A 21,181-nucleotide genomic window follows, 5' to 3' on the forward strand; every position below is an offset into this window, starting at 1 on the left:
GATTAATTAAAAAATTATAAAAATCGTTTACATGTTGATTTTTAAAAAAAAAAGATATAGAATTATATAGAAAGTAATAAACAAAAATTGGATTTACGGGAGTGGAATAAAATGATAAATGTTACCTTAACAGATGTGAAAGAAGCTAGAGAGACCATCAAGAACATAGTAAAAAGAACTGACTTACTTGAAAGCGTTAAACTTAGTGAAAAGACAGGAGCAAATGTGTTTTACAAATGTGAGAATCTTCAAAAAACAGGTTCTTTTAAATTAAGAGGAGCTTGTAACAAAATAGCAAGTTTAACAGATGAAGAAAAGGCAAATGGAGTTATAGCTTCAAGTGCAGGAAATCATGCTCAAGGTGTTGCATTAGGAGCAAAAATGACTGGTATAAAATCTACAATAGTAATGCCAGCAACTGCGCCTTTAGCAAAAGTTAGTGCAACTAAAGGTTATGGAGCAGAAGTAGTTTTAAATGGTGCGGTTTATGATGATGCATATGCAAAAGCTGTTGAAATACAAAAAGAAACAGGAGCAACTTTCTTACATCCATTCAATGATAAATATGTTATAGCAGGACAAGGAACTATATCTCTTGAGATTTTCGAACAACTAGACAATAAAGTTGATACTATACTATGCCCAGTTGGTGGTGGAGGAATCATATCTGGTGTTGCTGTTGCAGCAAAAGCATTAAATCCTAATGTAAAAATAGTTGGTGTTCAAACTGCAAATATACCTTCAATGAAAGAGTCAATAAAAAATAGAAAAGTAACAACAGCATTTAATGATACTACAATAGCTGATGGTATAGCTGTTAAAACTCCAGGAGATTTAACTTTTGAAATAATAAATGAATTAGTTGATGAAATAGTAGTGGTTGAAGAAACAGAAATTGCAGAATCAATATTATTTATGATGGAAAGTCAAAAAATAGTTTCAGAAGGTGCTGGTGCTGTATGTACAGCTGCTATATTAAGTGGTAAGTATGTACCAGCAAAAGATGAAAATGTAGTTTGTATAATATCTGGTGGTAATATAGACATAAATTCATTATATAGAATAATAGGTGTTGCTTTAGCTAAAGAAGGAAGAAGATATTCATTTAGTACAATTATGGAAGATAAGCCAGGAAACTTTGCTGAACTAACTAGAATAATAAGTGAGAATGGTGGAAATATTTTAAGTGCTAATCAAGGTAAATTATCAGCAGGGGAAGCTCTAGGAAAACAAAGTGCGGAATTTATATTAGAGACAATAGATTATGACCATATAGCTAAAATAAAGAAAGCTATAGAAGAAAAAGGTTTTAAAATTATAGAATTATAATAAAAAGTGTATATAATATATAATAAAAATAGTATAATAGTGTATGAAGATACATTTTATGTGTATTAGATTAACGAATTAGGAGGATTTTAAAATGAAACATGAAGTAATACATACTAATGATGCACCAGCAGCTTTAGGACCATATTCTCAAGCTATAAAAGCTGGAAACTTATTATTTGTATCTGGACAAGTTCCTCTTGTACCAGAAACTATGGAAGTAGTTGAAGGAGATGTACAAGCTCAAACTGCTCAATCTTTAAAAAATCTTAAAGCTATATTAGCTGAAAGTGGAGCTGATTTTTCAAATGTAGTTAAAACTACAGTATTTATAAAAGATATGAATGAATTTGGAGCTATAAACGAAGTTTATGCTGAATATTTTGGAGAAAATAAACCAGCAAGAGCTTGTGTAGAAGTTGCTAGATTACCAAAAGACGTTAAAGTTGAAATAGAAGTAATAGCTGTATTATAAGAATACAATATTTTTAATTTGGAAAGGCTGAAGAACTATATTCTAGTGATTCAGCCTTTTCATAAAAAAATAAATCACAAGCTTAAATAGCATAATAAATATTGTCGAATTAAAAAATAAAATTAAAATAAATATTGCAATATTTTTGAGAAGGTTTTATAATGAGTATATAATTTGAAACGTGTAACTATTAAATTAGGCATGAGTTCTTGGATATTTTTATCCTGAGGATTTATGCCTTTTTTGTATTGAAAAGTAAAAAGTATATTTAATGAGGGGGAATTTCTGTGTTAAGTTTTTTCAAGAAGAATAAAAGCTATAAGATACATGCAGCAGTGAGTGGTAACAGTATTAAGATTGAGAAAGTAAACGATTCTGTATTTTCAAAAAAGTTAATGGGAGATGGAATTGCAATTATTCCTAATAGTAATGTTGTTGTAGCTCCTTGTGATGGTAAAATAACTGTGCTTACTGAATCAAAGCACGCATTTGGTATGGTTTCAGATGATGGAGTTGAAATATTAGTTCATATAGGAATTGATACTGTTAATTTACAAGGTGAAGGGTTTAAAAGTGAAGTGTCTCAAGGAGATGTTGTTAAAAAAGGTAATCCAATAATAAGTTTTGAAAGAGAAAAAATAACTTCTCAGGGAATTGATTGTACAACAATAATGATTGTCCTAAATCATAGCGAATTCCCGAAAATAAATTGCATAGTAGAGAATGAGGTTGTTGCAGGACAAGATACTGTTATTGAAATTATGAAATAATAGGAAAGGATTAATTCAATATGAGAGTAGTAAAAATCTTTAATAATAATGCATTATCTACAGTAACTAATGACGGAAAAGATGCTATTTTACTAGGTCTTGGCATAGGTTTTAATAAACGTCCAGGAGATAAAGTTAATGAAGATAAAATAGAAAAGATTTATTATGTTCAAGACCATATGCAAACAAAATTCTTAGAATTGTTAAAAAATGTAAGTCCAGAAGTGATGGATGCTTCACAACAAATTATAAGCCTTATACCAGGGAATGAGGGAAAGTTTAATAATAAAGGAATATTATCTCTAGTAGAACATATTAGTTTTGCAATAGATAGGATGAAAAATAATGTTTTTTTACCTAATTTAATGCTTTTGGATATAAAGATGATGTATTCAAAAGAATTTGAATTAGGAGTAAAAGCTTTAGACATTATATACAAAGTATGTCACATCCATTTGCCTGAAGATGAAGCAGGCTATATAGCTTTACATTTTGTCAATTTACAATCAAATGATAATTTGGCATATGATACTTTAAAATTTGTAAAAGGTAGTGTTAATTTGATTAAAGAATGTTATGGATTAGAATTAGATGAATCGAGTTTAAGTACATTACGTTTTAGAACTCATCTTAAATTTCTTGCCCAAAGAATTTTTAAGAATGAAATTTGTCAGGATGATAAAATGCTTGAAATGTACGATTATTTAATTAACAATCATCCTAAAAATAAAGAATATTTAGAAAAGTTAAATGGATATATTGAAAAAGAATTTAGATATAAATTAGATAAACCTGAAAAAATTTATCTACTACTGCACCTAACAAAAATCTTATAAGAATGAAATGAATTAATAATAGAAATATATAATTTTAAGAGGGGGTATTAAGATTGAAAGAGAAACTACTTGGGGGATTAGAAACATTTGCAAAAGCAATGGTTCAACCATTAATGTACTTATCAAGTGCAGGCATATTAATGGTTGTAGGTGTGTTACTTACAAACGATATGTTATTAGGAGTATTTCCATTTTTCAAATGGGAGCCAATACAAATATTTGGAAGCTTAATTTATAACTGTATAATGGCTATTATTAATAATCTTGCTGTTATATTTGCTATAGGTATTCCTGCTGCACTAGCAAAAAAAGAGAAACACAAAGCAGCATTGATTGGGTTTATGAGTTATATAATATACCTCACAGCTTCTAATACTATGCTAACCTCACTAGGAAAACTAGCAAAAGAAAGTAAAATGCTTGGATTGATAGGGACTGGACAAGCTACTATTTTAGGTATTCAAGTTGTGGACACAAGTGTATTTGGTGGAATTATTTTAGGATGTATCGTTGGATATGTATTTAATCGTACAAGCAACAAAATATTCAAAGGAGCTTTGCAGATATACTCTGGAGCAAACTTTAGTTTTATATGTATGTTCTTTGTATCTATTTTAATTGGTGTTGTAAGTAACTTTATATGGCCATTAGCCCAACAAGGAATAGCTTCTCTTGCAAATGTCATAAAAGATACAGGTACATTTGGTTTATTCTTATACGGCTTTTTAGAGAGAATATTAGTACCAACTGGACTTCACCATTTAATCTATACACCATTTCAATTCTCTGATTTAGGAGGAGTACTTAAAGTTGGTGCAGATACAGTTTCAGGAGCCTATGCTATAGTTATGACAGAAATGAATTTACCAGTTGAGCGTTTCTCAGATAGTATATACTATATGGCAACTGGATTTACAAAGATGTTTGGCTATATAGGTATAGGAGCTGCCTTTATTTATACTGCATATAAGCAAAATAAAAAGAAGGTTAAGGCAACAATTATTCCACTAATAATTACGGCAGTATTAGCCTCTGTAACAGAACCATTAGACTTTATGTTTGTATTCTGTGCACCACTTTTATTCTTTGTACATGCAGTTATAGCTGGTCTTTTTATAGCTTTATTAAAAATATTTGATGTTACTGCATTATGTGGAGGTAACTTATTAGTATCAATTATAATGAATACCACAGTAGGTATAGAAAAAACACACTGGCCAGTAATGATGATATTAGGATTTGCACAAATTATTGTATACTTTGTAGTATTTAGTTTTTTAATTAAGAAATTTAATTATAAAACTCCAGGTCGTGAAGATGAGAGTACAGCTACATGCAAAGAACAATCAAAACAACTTAATTTAGATATAGGTATAGAAAATATAATTGATGGACTAGGTGGAAAAGAGAATATTAATACAGTAGAAAATTGCATCACTAGATTACGTGTTAATGTAAAAGATGAAAGTAAGATTAATGAAGACATAATTAACCTAACCCCAAATAGTGGAATTGTAAGGAAAGGAAAAGATATACAAATAATTTTTGGACTTCATGTGCATGAGGTAAGACGTGCAGTAGAAGATTTTTTAGAAGCTTATTAAAGATACATATGATTTATATAGAGTTTATAGAGGAGGAATAACTATTATGATTATTACTATTGTTGGTGGAGGAAGTACATTTACTCCAGGTATTGTTAAGTCAATTGCATTAAGAGAAAAAGAGTTAGAGCTTGATGAAATTCGTTTATTTGATGTTGATAAAGAACGTCAAGATAAAGTAGCTGTAGTTGTCGACTGGATATTAAAAGAAGATATTAAAACAGATATTAAGCTAACTGTAACTAATTGTGAAAAAGAAGCTTATACAGATGCTACATTTATATTTGCACAAATGCGTGTTGGTAAATATGAAATGCGTGAGCAAGATGAAAAAATTCCATTGAAATATGGTTGTGTAGGTCAAGAAACTTGTGGTTGTGGAGGTATGGCATATGGATTACGTACAATACAACCAATGATAAAAGTTATTGATGATGTGGAAAAGTATGCTAAAAAAGATTACTGGATATTAAATTACTCTAATCCTGCTGCAATTGTTTCTGAAGCTTGTCGTAAGTTAAGACCAAACGCAAGAATTATAAATATCTGCGATATGCCAATAGCTATTATAGATATGATAGCTGGTTCATTAGACATTAAGGATGTCCATAATATACACTATGATTATTTTGGTCTAAATCATTTTGGGTGGTTTACTTCAATAGATTATAAACGTAGAGATTTAATGGCAGAAATTAAAGAATACATAAAAGAAAATAAAATATTACTACCAAAATCTTATATTGAAAACTTAAAAAAAAGTCGTGTTACAGGAAATCGTCATGCTGTAAGTAGTTGGATACATGTTTGGGAATCAGTTCATACAATGTTAGAAAGCTTCCCTAAATATTTACCAAACACTTATTTAACATACTATCTTTTGAGTAAAGAAACAGTGGAACATTCAAATATAAATCGTACTCGTGCAAATGAAGTTATGGAGAGCCGTGAAAAAGATTTATTTGAAGGTGTAAAAAATTACTTAGAAACTGGAGAAATTTCTGAAAAAGCATTTTATGCAGGCTCACATGGGGATTGGATTAGTGATTTAGCAGTTGCAATCAAAAATGATACACATAATCGTTTTTTAGTTATAACTGAAAATCGTGGAGCTATTCCAAACATGCCATATGACGCAATGGTAGAAATTCCAGCATATATTGGTAAAGATGGTCCAGAAGTTATTGCTCGAGGTCCAATACCTATATTCCAACAAGGATTAATGATGCAACAGCTTAACAGCGAAAAATTGATAGTAGAAGCTTATATTGAAAATAGTTATGAAAAAGCTTTACAAGCATTTACATTAAATAAAACTGTTCCAAGTATGAATGTCGCTAAAGAAATTTTGGATGAAATGATAGAAGTTAATAAAGAATATTGGCCAGAACTAAGATAGAAGGGTAGAAGAAAAGGTTTCTACTTAATATTTAGGTATGCTTTCAGAGCCTTTTATCAAAATATATTCACAAACATATTACAATATATTAAAATAAAGAGTGATATTTTTAGAAGAATGGAGTGATACAATGAACATTATAAATAAAATTTTCTGGCAAGAGGATAGGATTGGTATGATTACAAACAATTTAGAAGCAGATACACATAGCCATTGTATGCTACAACTATTCATAGGAATAGAAGACAGCATTAAAATAACAGTTAATGAAAAATTAGTTAAATGTAATTGTATCGTAGTAGATAAAAATATCTCTCACTCATTTTCAGCAAGAAAAAAAGTTTATTATTCTGCTATTATTGAACCTACATCTATATACGCAGAACAGCTTACCTCAAAAATGAATGATTTTGGTTATTGGATATGTGACAACGATGGATTAGAGGAATTACGTAAACAAGGAACTTCTTTGATATATCAATCCAATAAAGAACAATATTTAAGATTTATGGAAATGCTTAATAAACATTTGAATATACCTGCAACTCCCAAACACTATGATGACAGAATTACTGAGTTACTTCATTTATTACGTACTTGTAATTGTGATAATCATACTATTTCAAGTTTTGCAGATAAAGTGTCACTATCAGCAAGTAGATTATCACATCTGTTTAAAGAGCAAATTGGAATACCTTTAAAAAGCTATATTTTATTTCATCAAATGGAGTGTGCTTTCAGAGAATTACTTTCTGGAAAAAATGTTACAGAAGCTTCTATGATTGCTGGATTCGATACTCCGTCACACTTTGCAGGTACAGTTAAGCGAATGATGGGAATGCCCGTTTCTTTATCTTTGAAAGATAGCGAGTTTTTGAAAGTATATTAAATATTCTCGTTATATAATAAAGTTGTACTAAGAAAGGGGCTTTGTTATGAATAAAGAATATTTAGAAGAAACAAAAATGCTAAACTATAATGAACCACAACTTAAGTTTTTTGTATCATCAAATAAGTGGTTGGAATTAGATGATTTTCATAAAATAAAAGCTATTTATGAGTTTGTCCAGAATGATATTTTATTTGGATATAATGCTTCTGATATGTTAAGCGCAGTACAGGTATTAAATGATGGTATGGGACAATGCAATACAAAAGCTACTCTTTTAATGGCATTATTACGTGCAGTTAATATCCCTTGTCGGCTTCATGCTTTTGATGTGACAAAAGATTTTCAACGAGGTGCTACATCCAAAGTGATTTCACTATTAGCTCCAAAATATATTCTCCATACTTGGGTAGAGGTATTTTATCAAGATAAGTGGATTGCTTTAGAGGGAGTCATAACTGATAAAAAATACTTAGAAGCAATTCAGAAAAAATTTTTTAATCAGAGTGGAACATTCAAAAAGTATGCAATAGCTACAAATGATTTAAAGAACACATCTATTGATTGGAATGGTAAAGATACTTTTATTCAAAAAGAAGCTATCGTACATGATTATGGTGTTTTTTCCTCACCAGATGAATTTTTCTCTACTCATTCACAATATCTATCAAAGTTAAAAAACTTCATATATGTACATCTTATCAGAAAAATAATGACAAAGAATGTATGTAAGGTTAGAAACAATTATTTTGGTAAAAACAAATGAGTGTTTGGTAGGTGACTATATAGGGAAAATATAGAATAATTAAAATTGCACTGGTTAAAATAAGTAAAAAGGAGTTATCACAGAACAAACTTAAATTGTTCATGTACAACTCCTTTTTTATATTAACTTCTAATAATTTGATGTCCTTTTATAAAACATATAGATACAATTAAACCAATAAATGCAAGAGTAGCTGCTATTGAAAATGCAACATCTATTCCATGAATATTAGACAGTATAGCAGAACTCATGTGAGCTTTTTTAGTAGCACTTGTCATTATAGTAATAAGCACAGCAGAACCTATAGCTCCAGATATCTGACGAAGTGTACTATTAATTGCTGTGGCATGAGATATGAGTTCTCTATCTAATGTTTTAATCCCCCATGTAGTTAATGGCATTAAAACCATTGAGATACCAATCATACGAATACAATACATTAATGATACATGAATTAAAGATGTATCCCTGCCTAAAAAAGCAAAAGATAGAGTCCCTAAAAATAAACATCCAGTTCCTAATATTGATAGAGCATGAGGTCCATATTTATCTAAGTGACGTCCTGCAACTGGATTTAGTATAACCATCAATATAGCACCAGGTAACATTAATGAACCTGAAGACAATGCAGAAAATCCCCTTACAGATTGGATATATAGAGGAATCATTAATGTAGCAGACATCATTGAAGCATATACAATCATAATTAATATTGTAGAAATAAGAAATGGTTTATTTTTAAAAACCCTCAATTCTAAAAACGGTTCTTTAGATTTTAATTGACGTAATGTAAATAAAATTAATGATATAATTCCTATAAATATTGGTAAATATGTGGCAATATTAGTCCATCCATAATTACCTTGATTAGTAAATCCAATCAACAAACCACCAAAACCTAGAGAAGACAGTATTATTGAAGGTATATCTAATTTTAGTTTTTGAGTTTCCCCAACATTTTTTAATAGAATAAACGAAAGTATAACATCTAATATAGCTATAGGAGAAAGAAGCAAAAATAAACTGTGCCAACCAAATGAATCTACCAACCAGCCAGACAAAGTTGGTCCTATTGCTGGAGCAAATCCTACTGTAATACCAACCAAACTCATAGCTGCACCACGTTTTTCCACAGGGCATAAATAGAGTATAATAACTTGTAATAGTGGCATTAAAGAGCCAGAACCTATTGCCTGTAAGACACGAGCAATCAACATAGTTGAAAAACTATTAGAAAAAAATGCAATAACGCATCCTATAGAAAAGAGAGTCATTGATGTAATAAATAATTTTCTAGTACTAAACCTGTTTATCAAATAAGCTGTTGTGGGTACAATAATACCTGCAATAAGTAGATAAATTGTCGTTAACCACTGACCAACATCAGCAGTAATTTTAAAATCTGACATTATATTAGGTAATGCTGTTGATAGTAATGTTTGACTAAGAGAACTTATAAAAGCGCCAGTCATTACAATTGCTATTATTAAATTTCCTTTTTTATTATTACTTTGGGTTTCCATGATTTATAACGTCTCCTTTTTTAATTGATTTTTAATACTATTCAATAAAAGTACTTTTGGTCTCAAAGTGTCTTCTTTTTCTAAATATGTAATCATTGCATCCATAATTAAAGAATCATATTGTTGATTTTTGCCCTCGATATATAATTTTTTTGTTGCTTGTAGTAACTTAGGGTTTTCAAGGAGAGAAGTATCCGTTTTGATTAGTTCTTCTATATTTTGTATCGTTTTAAAAAATAGTGATTTATTATGAATGGAAAAGTAAGCTTCATCTTCTTGTTCATATAAAAACATTGATTTTTCAATTAAAGGATTTAGATTATCCATATTTTCTACAACTAAATCTAGAATTTGTATAGTAAATTTAGCAATAAAATATACATTTATTTCTCTTTTTTGTATATGAATAATGTATATAAACTGATGAACTAGAGCATCCAATAAGAAAACTAAGTCAAATATGATGCTTTCTATTTTATCCCCATATTTATCAAATAAGCTGAGCTTGTATTCATTCAATAAATTAGCTCGGGATTTTTTTTGCAGTTTACTTGTAGCCTTACGCTGCACTTCAGAAAAGTTTTCTCTTATATAGGTATTTATAGTAGTTCTAGAAAAAATATTTTCCCATATGGCAATTATCTTTCTGTTTAATTTCTCAGATGATGGAATGTCATTATTTTCATTGATGGAATGTATAATTTCTAAGAACTTTTCATCATAATAATTGATTATTTCGCAGATAAAACTTTCCTTAGTTTCAAAGTGCTTATAAAAAGTAGCTTTAGACATTTTACACTCTTTTACAATATCCAGTATTGAAGTATTTTGAAAACCTTTTTGGTCAAAAATTCTTTGTGCAATAGTTATAATAAGTCTTTGTTTGTCTGTCACTTTATTGTCTCCTTTCATGTAAAAACATTAAGTACTATATAGTACCTATAAGTTTCTATAAATATATTATACATCATTTGGAAAAAAATCAATATATGCACTATAATATGAAATTTTTGAAAAAGTTTTTGTTATTTTTAGTCGTATAAAGAAAAAATATAAGAATTTCTTAAGAATTGCTTAAATAAGTTGCAATAAATTAGTGGTATGATTACAATATAAGAAAAATTGTCTTGAAATTTTTCTGTATTAAATTTCAATTATGGAGGTGTAGTATATGAAAAAGAAAATTTGTGTAGCCATAATTTTTGCTATATTGATAGTTTTTGTGGAAATGTTTATCGATAGTTCTAGTGAAGGGCATACAATTATGAAAGATGAATTAAGTAAATACAGGAGAGGGGTAAATGTGTTATCAATAAATAATATTATAATAGCAAATAAAAAGTATAGCTTGCCTAAAGACTATTCACCACAGGAAAATAGTGAAGCGAGAGATGCTTTTTATAAAATGAATGAAGATGCTCAAAAATCAGGCTTAAATTTAAAAGCTTTTAGTACATATAGAAGTTATGAATATCAAGATAGATTATTTAAATCATATATAAAAGAACATGGGGAGGAAGAAGCAAATAGATTTTCAGCTAAACCTGGAGAAAGTGAGCATCAAACTGGACTTGCTTTTGATATTGGAGGAGATGACCAATCTTGTTGGGCAAATGAAAAGTTCAATAATACAGAAGAAGCTAAGTGGTTGTATGAAAATGCATATAAATATGGTTTCATACTTAGATATCCAGAAGGTAAAGAGAATATAACAGGATATATGTATGAATCTTGGCATTATAGATATGTTGGAACTGAACATAGTAAAAACTTTGCAATGAATGACTTGACTTTAGAAGAATATTTACATATAAATTAAGATATAGTTTGTTAAAATTAGGTTAAAATAAAAAATAAGCTGGACTATCAATTGTGTAAAGTGATATAATGTAAATACAATTTAAGATAACTACTCGAAGGGGAGTAGCTTACACGAAAGTGGTAATTAATCGTCAAGACAGTAGAAATACTCGGTTAATTAGCAAGGAATTCCTTGATAGCAAGACCTTCAAAATAAGCATTAGGTATGTTTGTTTTGGGGTCTTTTTTTATTCAAGGAATTTTTATTTAAAAAAATTTAAATTTCAAGTATACATAAGGGTCCCCAAACATAAAATAAATTTATTAAAGAGGAGGGCAACAAATGTCTTACAAAAGTACTTATCAAGAAGTAATTAAGAATTTAGACTCAAGCTTATCTGGTTTGAGCAAAGAAAGAGCAGAAGAGCTATTAGAAAAAAATGGAGCTAATGAATTAAAAGAAGCAGATAAAGTTCCTACTTATAAGCTTTTCTTAGAGAGTTTTAAAGACCCATTAGTAATAATTCTATTGATAGCTGCTTTAGTACAAATATTTTTAGGTGAAACCGTGGAGTCTATAATAATTTTTGCAGTTATTATCATAAACTCTGTTCTAGGTGTTGTACAAACAAAAAAAGCAGAGAGTTCATTAGAAAGTTTGAAAAATTTATCTGCACCAAACGCAAAAGTAATAAGAGACAATAAAAAAATGACAATTCCAGCAAAAAATTTAGTGGTTGGAGATATTGTATTCTTAGAAGCTGGCGATTACATACCAGCAGATGGAAGACTTATAGAAGCACAATCTCTCAAGGTTGTAGAAGGTATGTTAACTGGAGAATCAGAACCAGTCTTAAAACATACAGAAAAAATAAGTGAAGATGTAAGTTTAGGTGACCAGAAAAATATGGTATTTAGTGGTGCTGTAGTTGTTTATGGTAGAGGTTCTTTTGTAGTAACTGGAACAGGTATGGATACTGAAATGGGTAAAATAGCTGGGCTTTTAGAAAGTGCTGAAAATAAACTTACACCATTACAACAAAAAATAGAGGATTTTAGTAAAAAGCTTGGTGTAGGTATTGTAGTACTTGCTATTTTAATATTTATAATTCAAGTAGCAAGAAATTATTTTATAGCTGGAAATGGAGAAATGACACAAATTATTCTAGATTCATTCATGTTCTCTGTAGCAGTAGCAGTGGCAGCTATACCAGAAGCTTTATCATCAATAGTCACTATAGTATTGGCTGTTGGAACAAATAGTATGGCAAAAAAACAAGCCATAATAAGAAAATTACCAGCAGTAGAAACTTTAGGTTCAACAAGTGTTATATGTACTGATAAAACAGGTACTCTTACACAAAATAAAATGACAGTTGTTGATTATTATATGTATGGAACTAATAATGATGAGTTAGGTAAAGAAAAAGTAAATTATTCTTATCATGCTAAATTATTGACTATGGTTTCTACATTATGTAATGACTCTCATATAACAAGTGATGGTAAAGAAGTTGGAGACCCAACAGAAGTAGCTTTAATAAATTATTCAAGTAAAAATGATTTGGATTATGATAAATTAAGAAGTAAGTATATCAGAATAAATGAAGTACCCTTTGACTCAGATAGAAAGCTTATGTCTACTGTAAATAGTATATATGGAGATTATATAATGTTTACAAAAGGTGCCCCAGATATTGTGTTTAGCAGATGTAAATATGCTTTGAAGAATGGTTCAAAAGTAGATATAACAGATGAGATAATAGAAGAATATAAACATAAAAATGAAGAATTTTCAAATAGAGCACTTAGAGTATTGGCTTTTGCAATAAAGGATGTTCCAGAAGACGATTTTACACCTTCAATTGATGATGAGCATGATATGACATTGGTTGGAATAATGGCAATGATAGACCCACCAAGAGAAGAAGTAATGGATGCTGTAAAAGAGGCAAAGAGTGCAGGAATAAAAACTGTTATGATAACTGGTGACCATAAAACAACAGCAGCAGCAATTGCAAAAGATATTGGCATAATGGAAGATGGAGACTTAGCTCTTACTGGAAAAGAGCTTGATATGTTAAGCGAAGAGGAACTATATGAAAAATTAGAAAATATAAGTGTATACGCTAGAGTCTCACCAGAAAATAAAATTCGTATAGTAAAGGCATGGCAACATAAAAATAATATAACTGCAATGACTGGTGATGGAGTGAATGATGCACCTGCTTTGAAACAAGCAGATATAGGAATTGGTATGGGAAGTGGTACTGATGTAGCAAAAGATGCATCTGCTATGGTATTAGTTGACGATAACTTTGCAAGTATAGTAAACGCTGTTGAAGTTGGTAGAACCGTATACAGTAATATAATCAAATCAATTACTTATTTATTTGCAGGAAACTTAGGAGCTATAGTGGCTATATTATTTGCAGTATTTGCAGGTTGGTCAAATCCATTTACAGCTTTACAACTTTTATTTATAAATTTAGTAAATGACTCTTTACCAGCAATTGCATTAGGTTTTGAAAAGTCAGAAAAAAATATAATGAATAAGCCTCCTAGACATCCAGATGAAAGTATACTAGCAGGAGGAACATTGAAAGCAGTTGCTATAAGAGGCTGTATAATAGGTGTAGTTACAATAGTTGCACAATATATAGGATTACAGGTATCTCCAGAACTTGGAGTGGCTATGGCATTTTCAACATTGATATTATCTAGAATAATGCAAACATTACCTGCACGTTCTAATAATCAAACATTAATAAAATTAGGTTTTTTCAGTAATAAATATGTTATAGGAGCAGTTGTAGTTTGCTTTGGACTTTACTCTTTAACACTAATACCAGTGTTAAGAGGAATATTCTCTATACCAACAACATTTGGACTATATCAGTTGGGCATTTGTTTAGGTCTAGCATTAATTTCATCAATATTAATGGAACTTAACAAATTAATGAATAGAAGTACAGTAAAATAATTAAAAAATTAAAGGGACATATTAGCTTTAAAATATGTCCCTTATAAATAATATAATTTACTCTATATTATCAATTATTTGGAATGCTTTTATAACTTCAGGTAGTTCTTTTTCTTCAGGCATTCTAAATCTTATGAAATTCTTATCAAGTCCAGTGAAATCACTGCCTGATATAACTCTTATTTTTAATTTTGCAAATTCTTGTTGTAAATCTATGTCTTTGTTATTATGTTCAACTGTCATAATTGATACAGTATCACTAGTTTCAGCTATATTAAGGTTTTTCCATGGAACTAATAATTGATTTTTTATATATTTTGTTTTTTCCTTTAGTTCTTCTATAAATTGAACATCATCTAATAAATTGGCTGCAATACTACGAGATATTTCAGATACTTCGTAAGGAGTAGAAATCTTTTTAATAGGGCTAACAAGTTGTTCTGGAAGAACTGCATATCCTGCTCTTAGTCCTGCTAAACCAAAACCTTTTGAAAATGTTTTTAAAACGATTACATTATCATAATTATTTAGAAGTTTGACAGCTGAATTTTCTTTTGGCATGTACTCACCATAAGCTTCATCTACCATAACTGCTATATTATATTTTGCAGCTTCTTTTACTATATTTTCAATTGATGATGAAGGTATAATTTGTCCTGTAGGATTGTTTGGATTATCTATATAGATTACTTTGTATTCTGAATCTATTTTTTCAATAAATTCCCTTTCATTAAATTTAAAATTATCTTCTTTCTTTAAAAGAACATAATCATAAATAGCACCATGCATTTTTATATCTGTTTCATATTCTGAGAATTGAGGTGAATATCCTAAAACTTTATCTCCTTTTTCAATAAATAGTCTATTTAAAAGGTAAATAACATGTATAGAACCATCTGCCAAACAAATTCTATCAGTGTCTAATTTTATAAAGTCTTTCCAATAATCTACTATATTGTCTTTTAAAGCAATTGAATGAGGATATCCTCTTATCATATCAAATTCTAAAGCATTAAAAGCTTCTACAGCTTTGTTTGAATAAGATACTGTATTTATACCTTCACCACAGTCTATCTCAAATACATCTTCTGAATGTCCAGATTCTATTGCATAACTTTTTTTCAACTGCATTTCAATAGCTTTGTTAATTTTTAATTTCATAGTTTATCACTCCTTATTTAGTCAATAATAAATGTTATAAAAGTTGCTAGATTTAAAATATTATGAAAATATATAATAGTAAAAAATGGATATAAATATTATAATAGCTCACTTTATTTAATATGATTATATATCATATATTGTAAAATTTCTAGCATTATAAGACTATAAATTGAAAATATTCAGAAAAATACTACAAGAAACGATTTATTTTGCTCTTAAAATAATCTAAATGAATGTTATGAATTTTGTAAATTGAAATAGTTTAAGTACAAAGTTATGATATAATCTAATAAGGGTAATTCTTTAGATTATATTAAGGAAATATAGGTATACAATAAAAAGTTATGGAGTTGGATTATGGGATATAAATTAATTGTAACAGATATGGATGGAACTTTATTAGGAAATAATCATAAAGTTACAGATGAAAATAAAACTGCACTACAAAAAGTTATAAAAAGCGGTATTAATGTAACTTTAGCAACAGGAAGAGCCTTCGATTCAGCTAAATGCAATGTAGATTTTCTTAAAGAAGACATGCCAATAATAGCTTGTAATGGTTCATTAATAAGAGAGCAAAATGGAAACATAATATATTCAAATAAGATTGATACAGCAACATGTTTAAATATCTTAGATGTATTAGATAAATACGATATTTACTATCAATGTAATAGTATAGATTCTATGCTTTCAAAAAAAATAGAAGGACGTGAAGATAGATTAAGTGTATTTTTAGGTTCTGAGACAGAAGTAATTATAAGAGATGATTTGAGAGAAGAAATCTTTAAAAAAGATATACTAAAATTTGTAATCATAGAAGAAAAGAATCCATCTATTTTGGATGAAATAAGAAAAGAATTGAGAAAAGTTCAAGGCATAAAGATAACTTCCTCATGGCCAAACAATATTGAAGTCATGAATGAGGGTGTTGATAAAGGTAATGCAGTTAAAATTTTAGCTGAAAAAATGAATATAGATAGAGAAGATATAATTGCATTTGGGGATAATTATAATGACATAGAAATGATAAAGTTTGCTGGTCTTGGAGTGGCTATGGGAAATGCAGAAGAATTGATTAAACAAGAAGCTGATTATGTTACAGATACAAATCAAGACAGTGGAGTTGCAAAGGCAATTTATAAATTCCTAGAGTTAAAAGAATCACTTAGTTCTTAAAACGGTATATAATAGGAAAATAGGTTGACTATTTTATAGATAGTAATTATAATACAAATAGATAAAACATAAAAATTTAGATTCAGTGAAAAAGAGAGTAGATATAAAGAAAATCTCAGCGAATTGGGGGATGGTGTGAGCCTAATGATAACACTTTATATTGAAAAGAACTTTGGAGAATACTACTTGAAATTTAGTATGGTAGTAGGTAATCTCGCCTTAAGAGAATAGAGTGGGTAAACATTGTTTACCAACTAGAGTGGTAACACGGAATATTTCGTCTCTTGGTCTTTTTGACCAAGAGATTTTTTAGTTTCGTTAAGCTATAAGAATTATAATTAAAATACAAAAAATTAAAATATGAGGTGAAAGTTATGAAATTATGGGGCGGACGCTTTAGAAAAGCGGAAAATAAACTTATGGAAGAGTTTAATAAATCTTTTGGATATGATTGTGTGCTGTACAAAAAAGATATTGAAGGAAGTATAGCACATGTCCATATGCAAGTAAAATGTGGACTTTTAACAGAAGAAGAAGGAAAGTCTATAACAGAAGGATTAAAAGGGATACTTGAAGATGTAGAAAATGGAAAGTTAGCATTAGATGGAGAGTATGAAGATATACATAGTTTTACTGAGATAAATTTAATTCAAAGAATTGGAGATGTTGGCAAGAAGCTTCATACAGCACGTAGTAGAAATGACCAAGTTGCAGTTGATATGAGATTGTATGCTAAAGAAAAAGCAAATAATTTGGTTGATTTAATATCTGAATTTAAATCTACTATAAAAGATGTTGCTGATAAAAATCCTGTGATGATGCCAGGTTATACTCATCTTCAAAGAGCACAAGTAGTGACATTTAAGCATCACTTAATGGCATATTATAGTATGTTTGATAGAGATGAGAAAAGAATAAAAAATGCTATAGAGATATTAGACGAATCACCTTTAGGTTGTGGAGCTTTGGCAGGAACTACACATGATATAGATAGAAATATAACTTGTGAACAATTAGGATTTAAAAAAGTAGTAGATAATTTTATGGATGGAGTAAGTGATAGAGATTATTTATTAGAGTTAATGAGTGATTTTTCAATTATAATGATGCACTTAAGTAGACTAAGTGAAGAGTTGATACTTTGGAGTTCTCAAGAATTTGGATTTGTTGAGATAGATGACTTATACACTACTGGAAGCAGTATAATGCCTCAGAAAAAAAATCCTGATGGTGCAGAACTTATAAGAGGTAAGACTGGCAGAGTATATGGAAACTTATTTGGTCTTTTTACAGTAATGAAAGGAATACCATTAGCATATAATAAGGACATGCAGGAAGATAAAGAAGGTTTCTTTGATAGTGTACATACTCTTGAAATGTGTATACAAATAATGGATAGAATGATAGCTACATTAAAGGTAAATGAGGACAAAATGAAACAAGCAGTAAAAAATGGCTTTTTAAATGCGACAGAAGTTGCTGATTATTTAGTTAAAAATAATGTTGCTTTTAGAGATGCACATGGTATAGTGGGAAGTATCGTTATATATTGTGAAGATAATAAAAAAGCGATAGAAGATTTAACATTAGAAGAATTACATAAGTTTTCAGATGCCTTTAAGGAAGATATTTATGATTTTATCGACTATGAGAGTATATTAAATAAGGGGATAAAAAAGAATTTAAAATAATATATTGGATTTCTAAAAGCTGTAAATTTGAATGATAACATTCAAACTTACAGCTTTTTATTATATAGAGATTTTACTATGTGTAAAAAATTAAAAAATTTAAAGAGGGTAATATTTAGAATAAATATAAATAAAAAAATTGTTATTAAAAGGATAATTAATATCAATAAGTATTGACAAAGTTATTTCTAAATATTATTATATATAATATAAATAATAATGAAAATCAATATCAAATAAAGCGGGAGGAAATCTAATGAACTTATTAGTGATTGGTGGTCATGAAAGAATGGAAAAGGATTATATGGTTATGGCCAAGAAAAAGGGTTATAAGACAAAGGTATATACTACTATGTCATCTAAATTAAATAATTCTATAGGAAGACCGGATGCAGTTGTTATACTTACATCAACTGTTTCACATAAGATGTCTAGAACGGTTGAGTCTCAAGCTAAAAAACAAGATATATTAATCGTAAGACATAAAAATAGCAGTAAGGTAGCATTTAATGAATGTCTAGATATGGTCGATGAATGTCTAGGAAACTGTTCAAAATGTAAGCTTAAGGATAAACAAAAACAAAAAAATATATAAGTATAAAAAATACATAAACACAAAATTAAAGGCACTGAGATAGTAGTTATAATTACTATATCAGTGCCTAATTTTATAAGAAGAGGTATATTATAAATTTTTTACTATAATTTCTACTTTTTCATATTTCTTTTACCTCTAGCTTTTTTTCTTTTTTTCTTCTTTATATTTAAAGCTATTATAAATAAAACTAAAAGTACTAAAATACCTACAATAATCTTAACAAAAGTCATCAAAATATTATTTCCAGTCAAAAATGGAAGACTGCTATCAAGATTATTTTTTGCAACAAGGTCTATACTATTTTCTAGTTTATCATTATTATATACATTTAAGGTACCAACCTTAGTACCTTTTTTTATAGGTAAATCAATTTTATTTAGTTCTGTTTTAATATTATAGTTGCCTTGAGATTCATTTTTTCCCAAGAATATCTTGTAACTATTTTTTGGTTCATAAATCAATTCATGCTGTTTTGTAAATAATACTTTTTTAGTTTCAGCATATTTTTCTTTATCAACAATAGTAGCACACTTAAAGTTATCAAATCCATAATCAATCAAGATACGTGAGTCTAAATATAAATCAGCATTAGTTGAATTGAATACAGCAGAGATAACTCTTCTTCCATCTTTTACAGCGCTAGATAAAAGACATTTACCAGCATCATCAGTATATCCAGTTTTTATACCATCAACTATATCATATTTTATGTCTATAGGTTGACCTTTATATGTAATCTTATCATGTGATGTTAAAAATTTATTAGTATTTACAAAGTATCTCTCATAAGGGTATGCTTTTGTAGCTTCAAATTTAAGTGACTTAGTTTTTACAATTTGTCTAAAAATATCATTATTCATAGCTTCTCTAGCCATAAGCGCCATATCATGAGCTGTTGTGTAATGGTCTGGGTCTGGCAATCCATGAGGATTATTAAAATGAGTATTATTAGCTCCAATTTTCTTTGTCTCAGAGTTCATAAGGTCAACAAATTTTTGCACATCTCCACCACCAACATATCTAGCTAATACAAAAGCTGCATCATTAGCAGAATGAACTAAAAGAGCATTTAGTAATTGTTTTACAGTAAAAGATTCTCCTTCTTTTAGATACATACTAGAACCATCTATTTGAGGTAAATTTTTAATCTCTATTACTTGATTTAAATCTTTAACCTCCTTTAGAACTAGACAGGCTGTCCATAATTTAGTTGTTGAAGCTGGATAAAGCTTAGAATTTCCATCTTTATTGTATAGTATTTTTCCAGTTTCATAGTCCATTAAAACTGCATGTTTGGCAACTATAGCTGGTTCATCATCTGCAAAAGAGATATTAGAGCTTCCTAAAAATGAAGTGAATATCAATAAACAGATTAATAAAAGTGATAAATTTCTTTTCATTGTGAGCCTCCAAATTTTAAATTCATCTTTTAGTATAGCATATATTTGTCAATAATTAAAAGAAAGGAGTGATTAATATATGAAAAAAAAGGTAAAATTAATTTCGTTTTTTGTTTTCTTTCTTTTAATAATATCATCAATAATCGTTTACAAATCAAACATTTTTAAAGATGATATTTATGTTGTAAGTAAAAATAATTCATCTAATGAAAAAACACATGCTATAGAAAAAGAAATTAAAAATGAAGATAATGGTCACAATAAAGTAGTTAAAGATACAGATAAAAATTTTCAAAACAAAAAAATAACTATATACATAAGTGGAGCAGTAAATAGACCAGGGATTGTAACTATAGAGTCAGATAAGAGGCTTTATGATGCTGTAGAATTACTGGGAGGAACAACAAAAGAAGCCGATTTAAATGGAGTTAATTTATCAGTAAGGTTAGAAGACGAACAACACTACATAATACCTAAAATAGGTGAAACAATATCTGTGACAAGCAATGATAGTTCCAATAATCCAAATCTAAAAAACGAGCCAAAAAGTGAGTCTAAAAATAGATCTAATGAATCAAAAGTAAATATAAATATAGCAACAATAGAAGAGTTGGATTCTCTACCTGGAGTTGGAGAAGCTACAGCCAATAAAATTTTACAACACAGAGAAGAAAATGGACAATTTAATTCAATTGAAGATATAAAAAATGTAAATGGTATTGGAGATAAAAAATATGAAAATATAAAAGATTTAATTTGTGTGGACTAAAATATA

At 28.8% G+C, this 21,181-nt stretch carries 18 protein-coding genes and 1 other annotated feature; of the genes, 14 read left to right on the plus strand and 4 right to left on the minus strand.

Annotation, left to right across the window (positions count from 1 at the left end; translation table 11 throughout):
* The first annotated feature begins 111 nt into the window (after nucleotides 1–111).
* The 8 genes from ilvA (at nucleotide 112) to KGF42_RS05045 (ending at nucleotide 8,068) form a co-directional block, all read left to right on the plus strand.
* Nucleotides 112–1,329, plus strand: a complete 1,218-nt coding sequence (gene ilvA / locus KGF42_RS05010) for a threonine ammonia-lyase (RefSeq protein WP_227825902.1) — start codon at nucleotides 112–114, stop codon at nucleotides 1,327–1,329.
* A 94-nt stretch (nucleotides 1,330–1,423) separates the two neighbouring features.
* Nucleotides 1,424–1,804, plus strand: coding sequence for a RidA family protein (locus tag KGF42_RS05015; RefSeq protein WP_003416451.1), 381 nt, complete (start codon nucleotides 1,424–1,426; stop codon nucleotides 1,802–1,804).
* 287 nt (nucleotides 1,805–2,091) lie between these two features.
* Nucleotides 2,092–2,574, plus strand: coding sequence for a PTS glucose transporter subunit IIA (locus KGF42_RS05020; protein ID WP_227821090.1), 483 nt, complete (start codon nucleotides 2,092–2,094; stop codon nucleotides 2,572–2,574).
* 20 nt (nucleotides 2,575–2,594) lie between these two features.
* Nucleotides 2,595–3,410 carry a PRD domain-containing protein gene (locus KGF42_RS05025; RefSeq protein WP_227821089.1) on the plus strand — a complete coding sequence of 272 codons (816 nt, stop codon included), beginning with the start codon at nucleotides 2,595–2,597 and terminating at the stop codon, nucleotides 3,408–3,410.
* Between the two features lie 53 nt (nucleotides 3,411–3,463).
* Nucleotides 3,464–5,014 (plus strand): PTS transporter subunit EIIC, encoded by a 1,551-nt coding sequence (locus tag KGF42_RS05030; RefSeq protein ID WP_227821088.1) that lies wholly within the window; start codon nucleotides 3,464–3,466, stop codon nucleotides 5,012–5,014.
* Nucleotides 5,015–5,060: 46 nt separating this feature from the next.
* The gene (locus tag KGF42_RS05035) at nucleotides 5,061–6,413 is read left to right on the plus strand and encodes a 6-phospho-alpha-glucosidase (RefSeq protein ID WP_227821087.1); all 1,353 of its coding nucleotides are present in this window, start codon (nucleotides 5,061–5,063) and stop codon (nucleotides 6,411–6,413) included.
* A 175-nt stretch (nucleotides 6,414–6,588) separates the two neighbouring features.
* On the plus strand, nucleotides 6,589–7,302 hold the full coding sequence (locus tag KGF42_RS05040; protein WP_227821086.1) for a helix-turn-helix transcriptional regulator: 714 nt from the start codon (nucleotides 6,589–6,591) through the stop codon (nucleotides 7,300–7,302).
* 46 nt (nucleotides 7,303–7,348) lie between these two features.
* Nucleotides 7,349–8,068 (plus strand): transglutaminase-like domain-containing protein, encoded by a 720-nt coding sequence (locus tag KGF42_RS05045; RefSeq protein WP_227821085.1) that lies wholly within the window; start codon nucleotides 7,349–7,351, stop codon nucleotides 8,066–8,068.
* A gap of 122 nt (nucleotides 8,069–8,190) precedes the next feature.
* On the opposite strand, the gene KGF42_RS05050 is transcribed toward KGF42_RS05045, so the two are convergent.
* Together KGF42_RS05050 and KGF42_RS05055 are read right to left on the minus strand one after the other, a co-directional pair.
* Nucleotides 8,191–9,591, minus strand: coding sequence for an MDR family MFS transporter (locus tag KGF42_RS05050; protein WP_227825903.1), 1,401 nt, complete (start codon nucleotides 9,589–9,591; stop codon nucleotides 8,191–8,193).
* Between the two features lie 3 nt (nucleotides 9,592–9,594).
* Nucleotides 9,595–10,485 carry a TetR/AcrR family transcriptional regulator gene (locus tag KGF42_RS05055; RefSeq protein ID WP_227825904.1) on the minus strand — a complete coding sequence of 297 codons (891 nt, stop codon included), beginning with the start codon at nucleotides 10,483–10,485 and terminating at the stop codon, nucleotides 9,595–9,597.
* A gap of 277 nt (nucleotides 10,486–10,762) precedes the next feature.
* Here KGF42_RS05055 and KGF42_RS05060 point away from each other — a divergent pair, with 277 nt between their 5' ends.
* Nucleotides 10,763–11,410 carry a M15 family metallopeptidase gene (locus tag KGF42_RS05060; protein ID WP_227821081.1) on the plus strand — a complete coding sequence of 216 codons (648 nt, stop codon included), beginning with the start codon at nucleotides 10,763–10,765 and terminating at the stop codon, nucleotides 11,408–11,410.
* Between the two features lie 324 nt (nucleotides 11,411–11,734).
* Nucleotides 11,735–14,374, plus strand: coding sequence for a cation-translocating P-type ATPase (locus tag KGF42_RS05065; protein WP_227825905.1), 2,640 nt, complete (start codon nucleotides 11,735–11,737; stop codon nucleotides 14,372–14,374).
* Nucleotides 14,375–14,431: 57 nt separating this feature from the next.
* Here the strand turns inward: KGF42_RS05065 and KGF42_RS05070 are convergent, their stop codons facing one another.
* Nucleotides 14,432–15,535: a pyridoxal phosphate-dependent aminotransferase gene (locus tag KGF42_RS05070; RefSeq protein ID WP_227825906.1), complete on the minus strand. Its 1,104-nt coding sequence runs from the start codon at nucleotides 15,533–15,535 to the stop codon at nucleotides 14,432–14,434.
* Between the two features lie 360 nt (nucleotides 15,536–15,895).
* On the opposite strand from KGF42_RS05070, the gene KGF42_RS05075 reads away from it, so the two are divergent.
* The 3 genes from KGF42_RS05075 to KGF42_RS05085 all read left to right on the plus strand — a co-directional run bounded on the left by KGF42_RS05075 (nucleotide 15,896) and on the right by KGF42_RS05085 (nucleotide 19,003).
* On the plus strand, nucleotides 15,896–16,717 hold the full coding sequence (locus tag KGF42_RS05075) for a Cof-type HAD-IIB family hydrolase (protein ID WP_227821078.1): 822 nt from the start codon (nucleotides 15,896–15,898) through the stop codon (nucleotides 16,715–16,717).
* 76 nt (nucleotides 16,718–16,793) lie between these two features.
* Nucleotides 16,794–17,005, plus strand: a binding site (T-box leader).
* Between the two features lie 86 nt (nucleotides 17,006–17,091).
* Nucleotides 17,092–18,408: an argininosuccinate lyase gene (gene argH / locus KGF42_RS05080; protein WP_227825907.1), complete on the plus strand. Its 1,317-nt coding sequence runs from the start codon at nucleotides 17,092–17,094 to the stop codon at nucleotides 18,406–18,408.
* Nucleotides 18,409–18,664: 256 nt separating this feature from the next.
* The gene (locus KGF42_RS05085; RefSeq protein WP_009890712.1) at nucleotides 18,665–19,003 is read left to right on the plus strand and encodes a DUF2325 domain-containing protein; all 339 of its coding nucleotides are present in this window, start codon (nucleotides 18,665–18,667) and stop codon (nucleotides 19,001–19,003) included.
* A gap of 113 nt (nucleotides 19,004–19,116) precedes the next feature.
* On the opposite strand, the gene KGF42_RS05090 is transcribed toward KGF42_RS05085, so the two are convergent.
* On the minus strand, nucleotides 19,117–20,406 hold the full coding sequence (locus KGF42_RS05090; protein ID WP_227825908.1) for a D-alanyl-D-alanine carboxypeptidase family protein: 1,290 nt from the start codon (nucleotides 20,404–20,406) through the stop codon (nucleotides 19,117–19,119).
* Between the two features lie 79 nt (nucleotides 20,407–20,485).
* Here KGF42_RS05090 and KGF42_RS05095 point away from each other — a divergent pair, with 79 nt between their 5' ends.
* Complete coding sequence (locus KGF42_RS05095) at nucleotides 20,486–21,175, plus strand: helix-hairpin-helix domain-containing protein (protein WP_227821075.1); 690 nt, start codon at nucleotides 20,486–20,488, stop codon at nucleotides 21,173–21,175.
* Nucleotides 21,176–21,181: the final 6 nt, after the last annotated feature.

It is taken from the genome of Clostridioides sp. ZZV15-6383 (assembly GCF_020657735.1).
GTDB classification, from domain to species: Bacteria; Bacillota; Clostridia; order Peptostreptococcales; family Peptostreptococcaceae; genus Clostridioides; species Clostridioides difficile_D.

Excerpts from the sequence above, each read along its gene's own strand:
- KGF42_RS05090 (WP_227825908.1), bottom strand. The coding sequence starts at position 20,406 with ATGAAAAGAAATTTATCACTTTTATTAATCTGTTTATTGATATTCACT.
- ilvA (WP_227825902.1), top strand. The coding sequence starts at position 112 with ATGATAAATGTTACCTTAACAGATGTGAAAGAAGCTAGAGAGACCATC.
- KGF42_RS05070 (WP_227825906.1), bottom strand. The coding sequence starts at position 15,535 with ATGAAATTAAAAATTAACAAAGCTATTGAAATGCAGTTGAAAAAAAGT.
- KGF42_RS05015 (WP_003416451.1), top strand. The coding sequence starts at position 1,424 with ATGAAACATGAAGTAATACATACTAATGATGCACCAGCAGCTTTAGGA.
- argH (WP_227825907.1), top strand. The coding sequence starts at position 17,092 with ATGAAATTATGGGGCGGACGCTTTAGAAAAGCGGAAAATAAACTTATG.
- KGF42_RS05040 (WP_227821086.1), top strand. The coding sequence starts at position 6,589 with ATGATTACAAACAATTTAGAAGCAGATACACATAGCCATTGTATGCTA.
- KGF42_RS05065 (WP_227825905.1), top strand. The coding sequence starts at position 11,735 with ATGTCTTACAAAAGTACTTATCAAGAAGTAATTAAGAATTTAGACTCA.
- KGF42_RS05025 (WP_227821089.1), top strand. The coding sequence starts at position 2,595 with ATGAGAGTAGTAAAAATCTTTAATAATAATGCATTATCTACAGTAACT.
- KGF42_RS05075 (WP_227821078.1), top strand. The coding sequence starts at position 15,896 with ATGGGATATAAATTAATTGTAACAGATATGGATGGAACTTTATTAGGA.
- KGF42_RS05035 (WP_227821087.1), top strand. The coding sequence starts at position 5,061 with ATGATTATTACTATTGTTGGTGGAGGAAGTACATTTACTCCAGGTATT.
- KGF42_RS05050 (WP_227825903.1), bottom strand. The coding sequence starts at position 9,591 with ATGGAAACCCAAAGTAATAATAAAAAAGGAAATTTAATAATAGCAATT.
- KGF42_RS05095 (WP_227821075.1), top strand. The coding sequence starts at position 20,486 with ATGAAAAAAAAGGTAAAATTAATTTCGTTTTTTGTTTTCTTTCTTTTA.
- KGF42_RS05060 (WP_227821081.1), top strand. The coding sequence starts at position 10,763 with ATGAAAAAGAAAATTTGTGTAGCCATAATTTTTGCTATATTGATAGTT.
- KGF42_RS05085 (WP_009890712.1), top strand. The coding sequence starts at position 18,665 with ATGAACTTATTAGTGATTGGTGGTCATGAAAGAATGGAAAAGGATTAT.
- KGF42_RS05045 (WP_227821085.1), top strand. The coding sequence starts at position 7,349 with ATGAATAAAGAATATTTAGAAGAAACAAAAATGCTAAACTATAATGAA.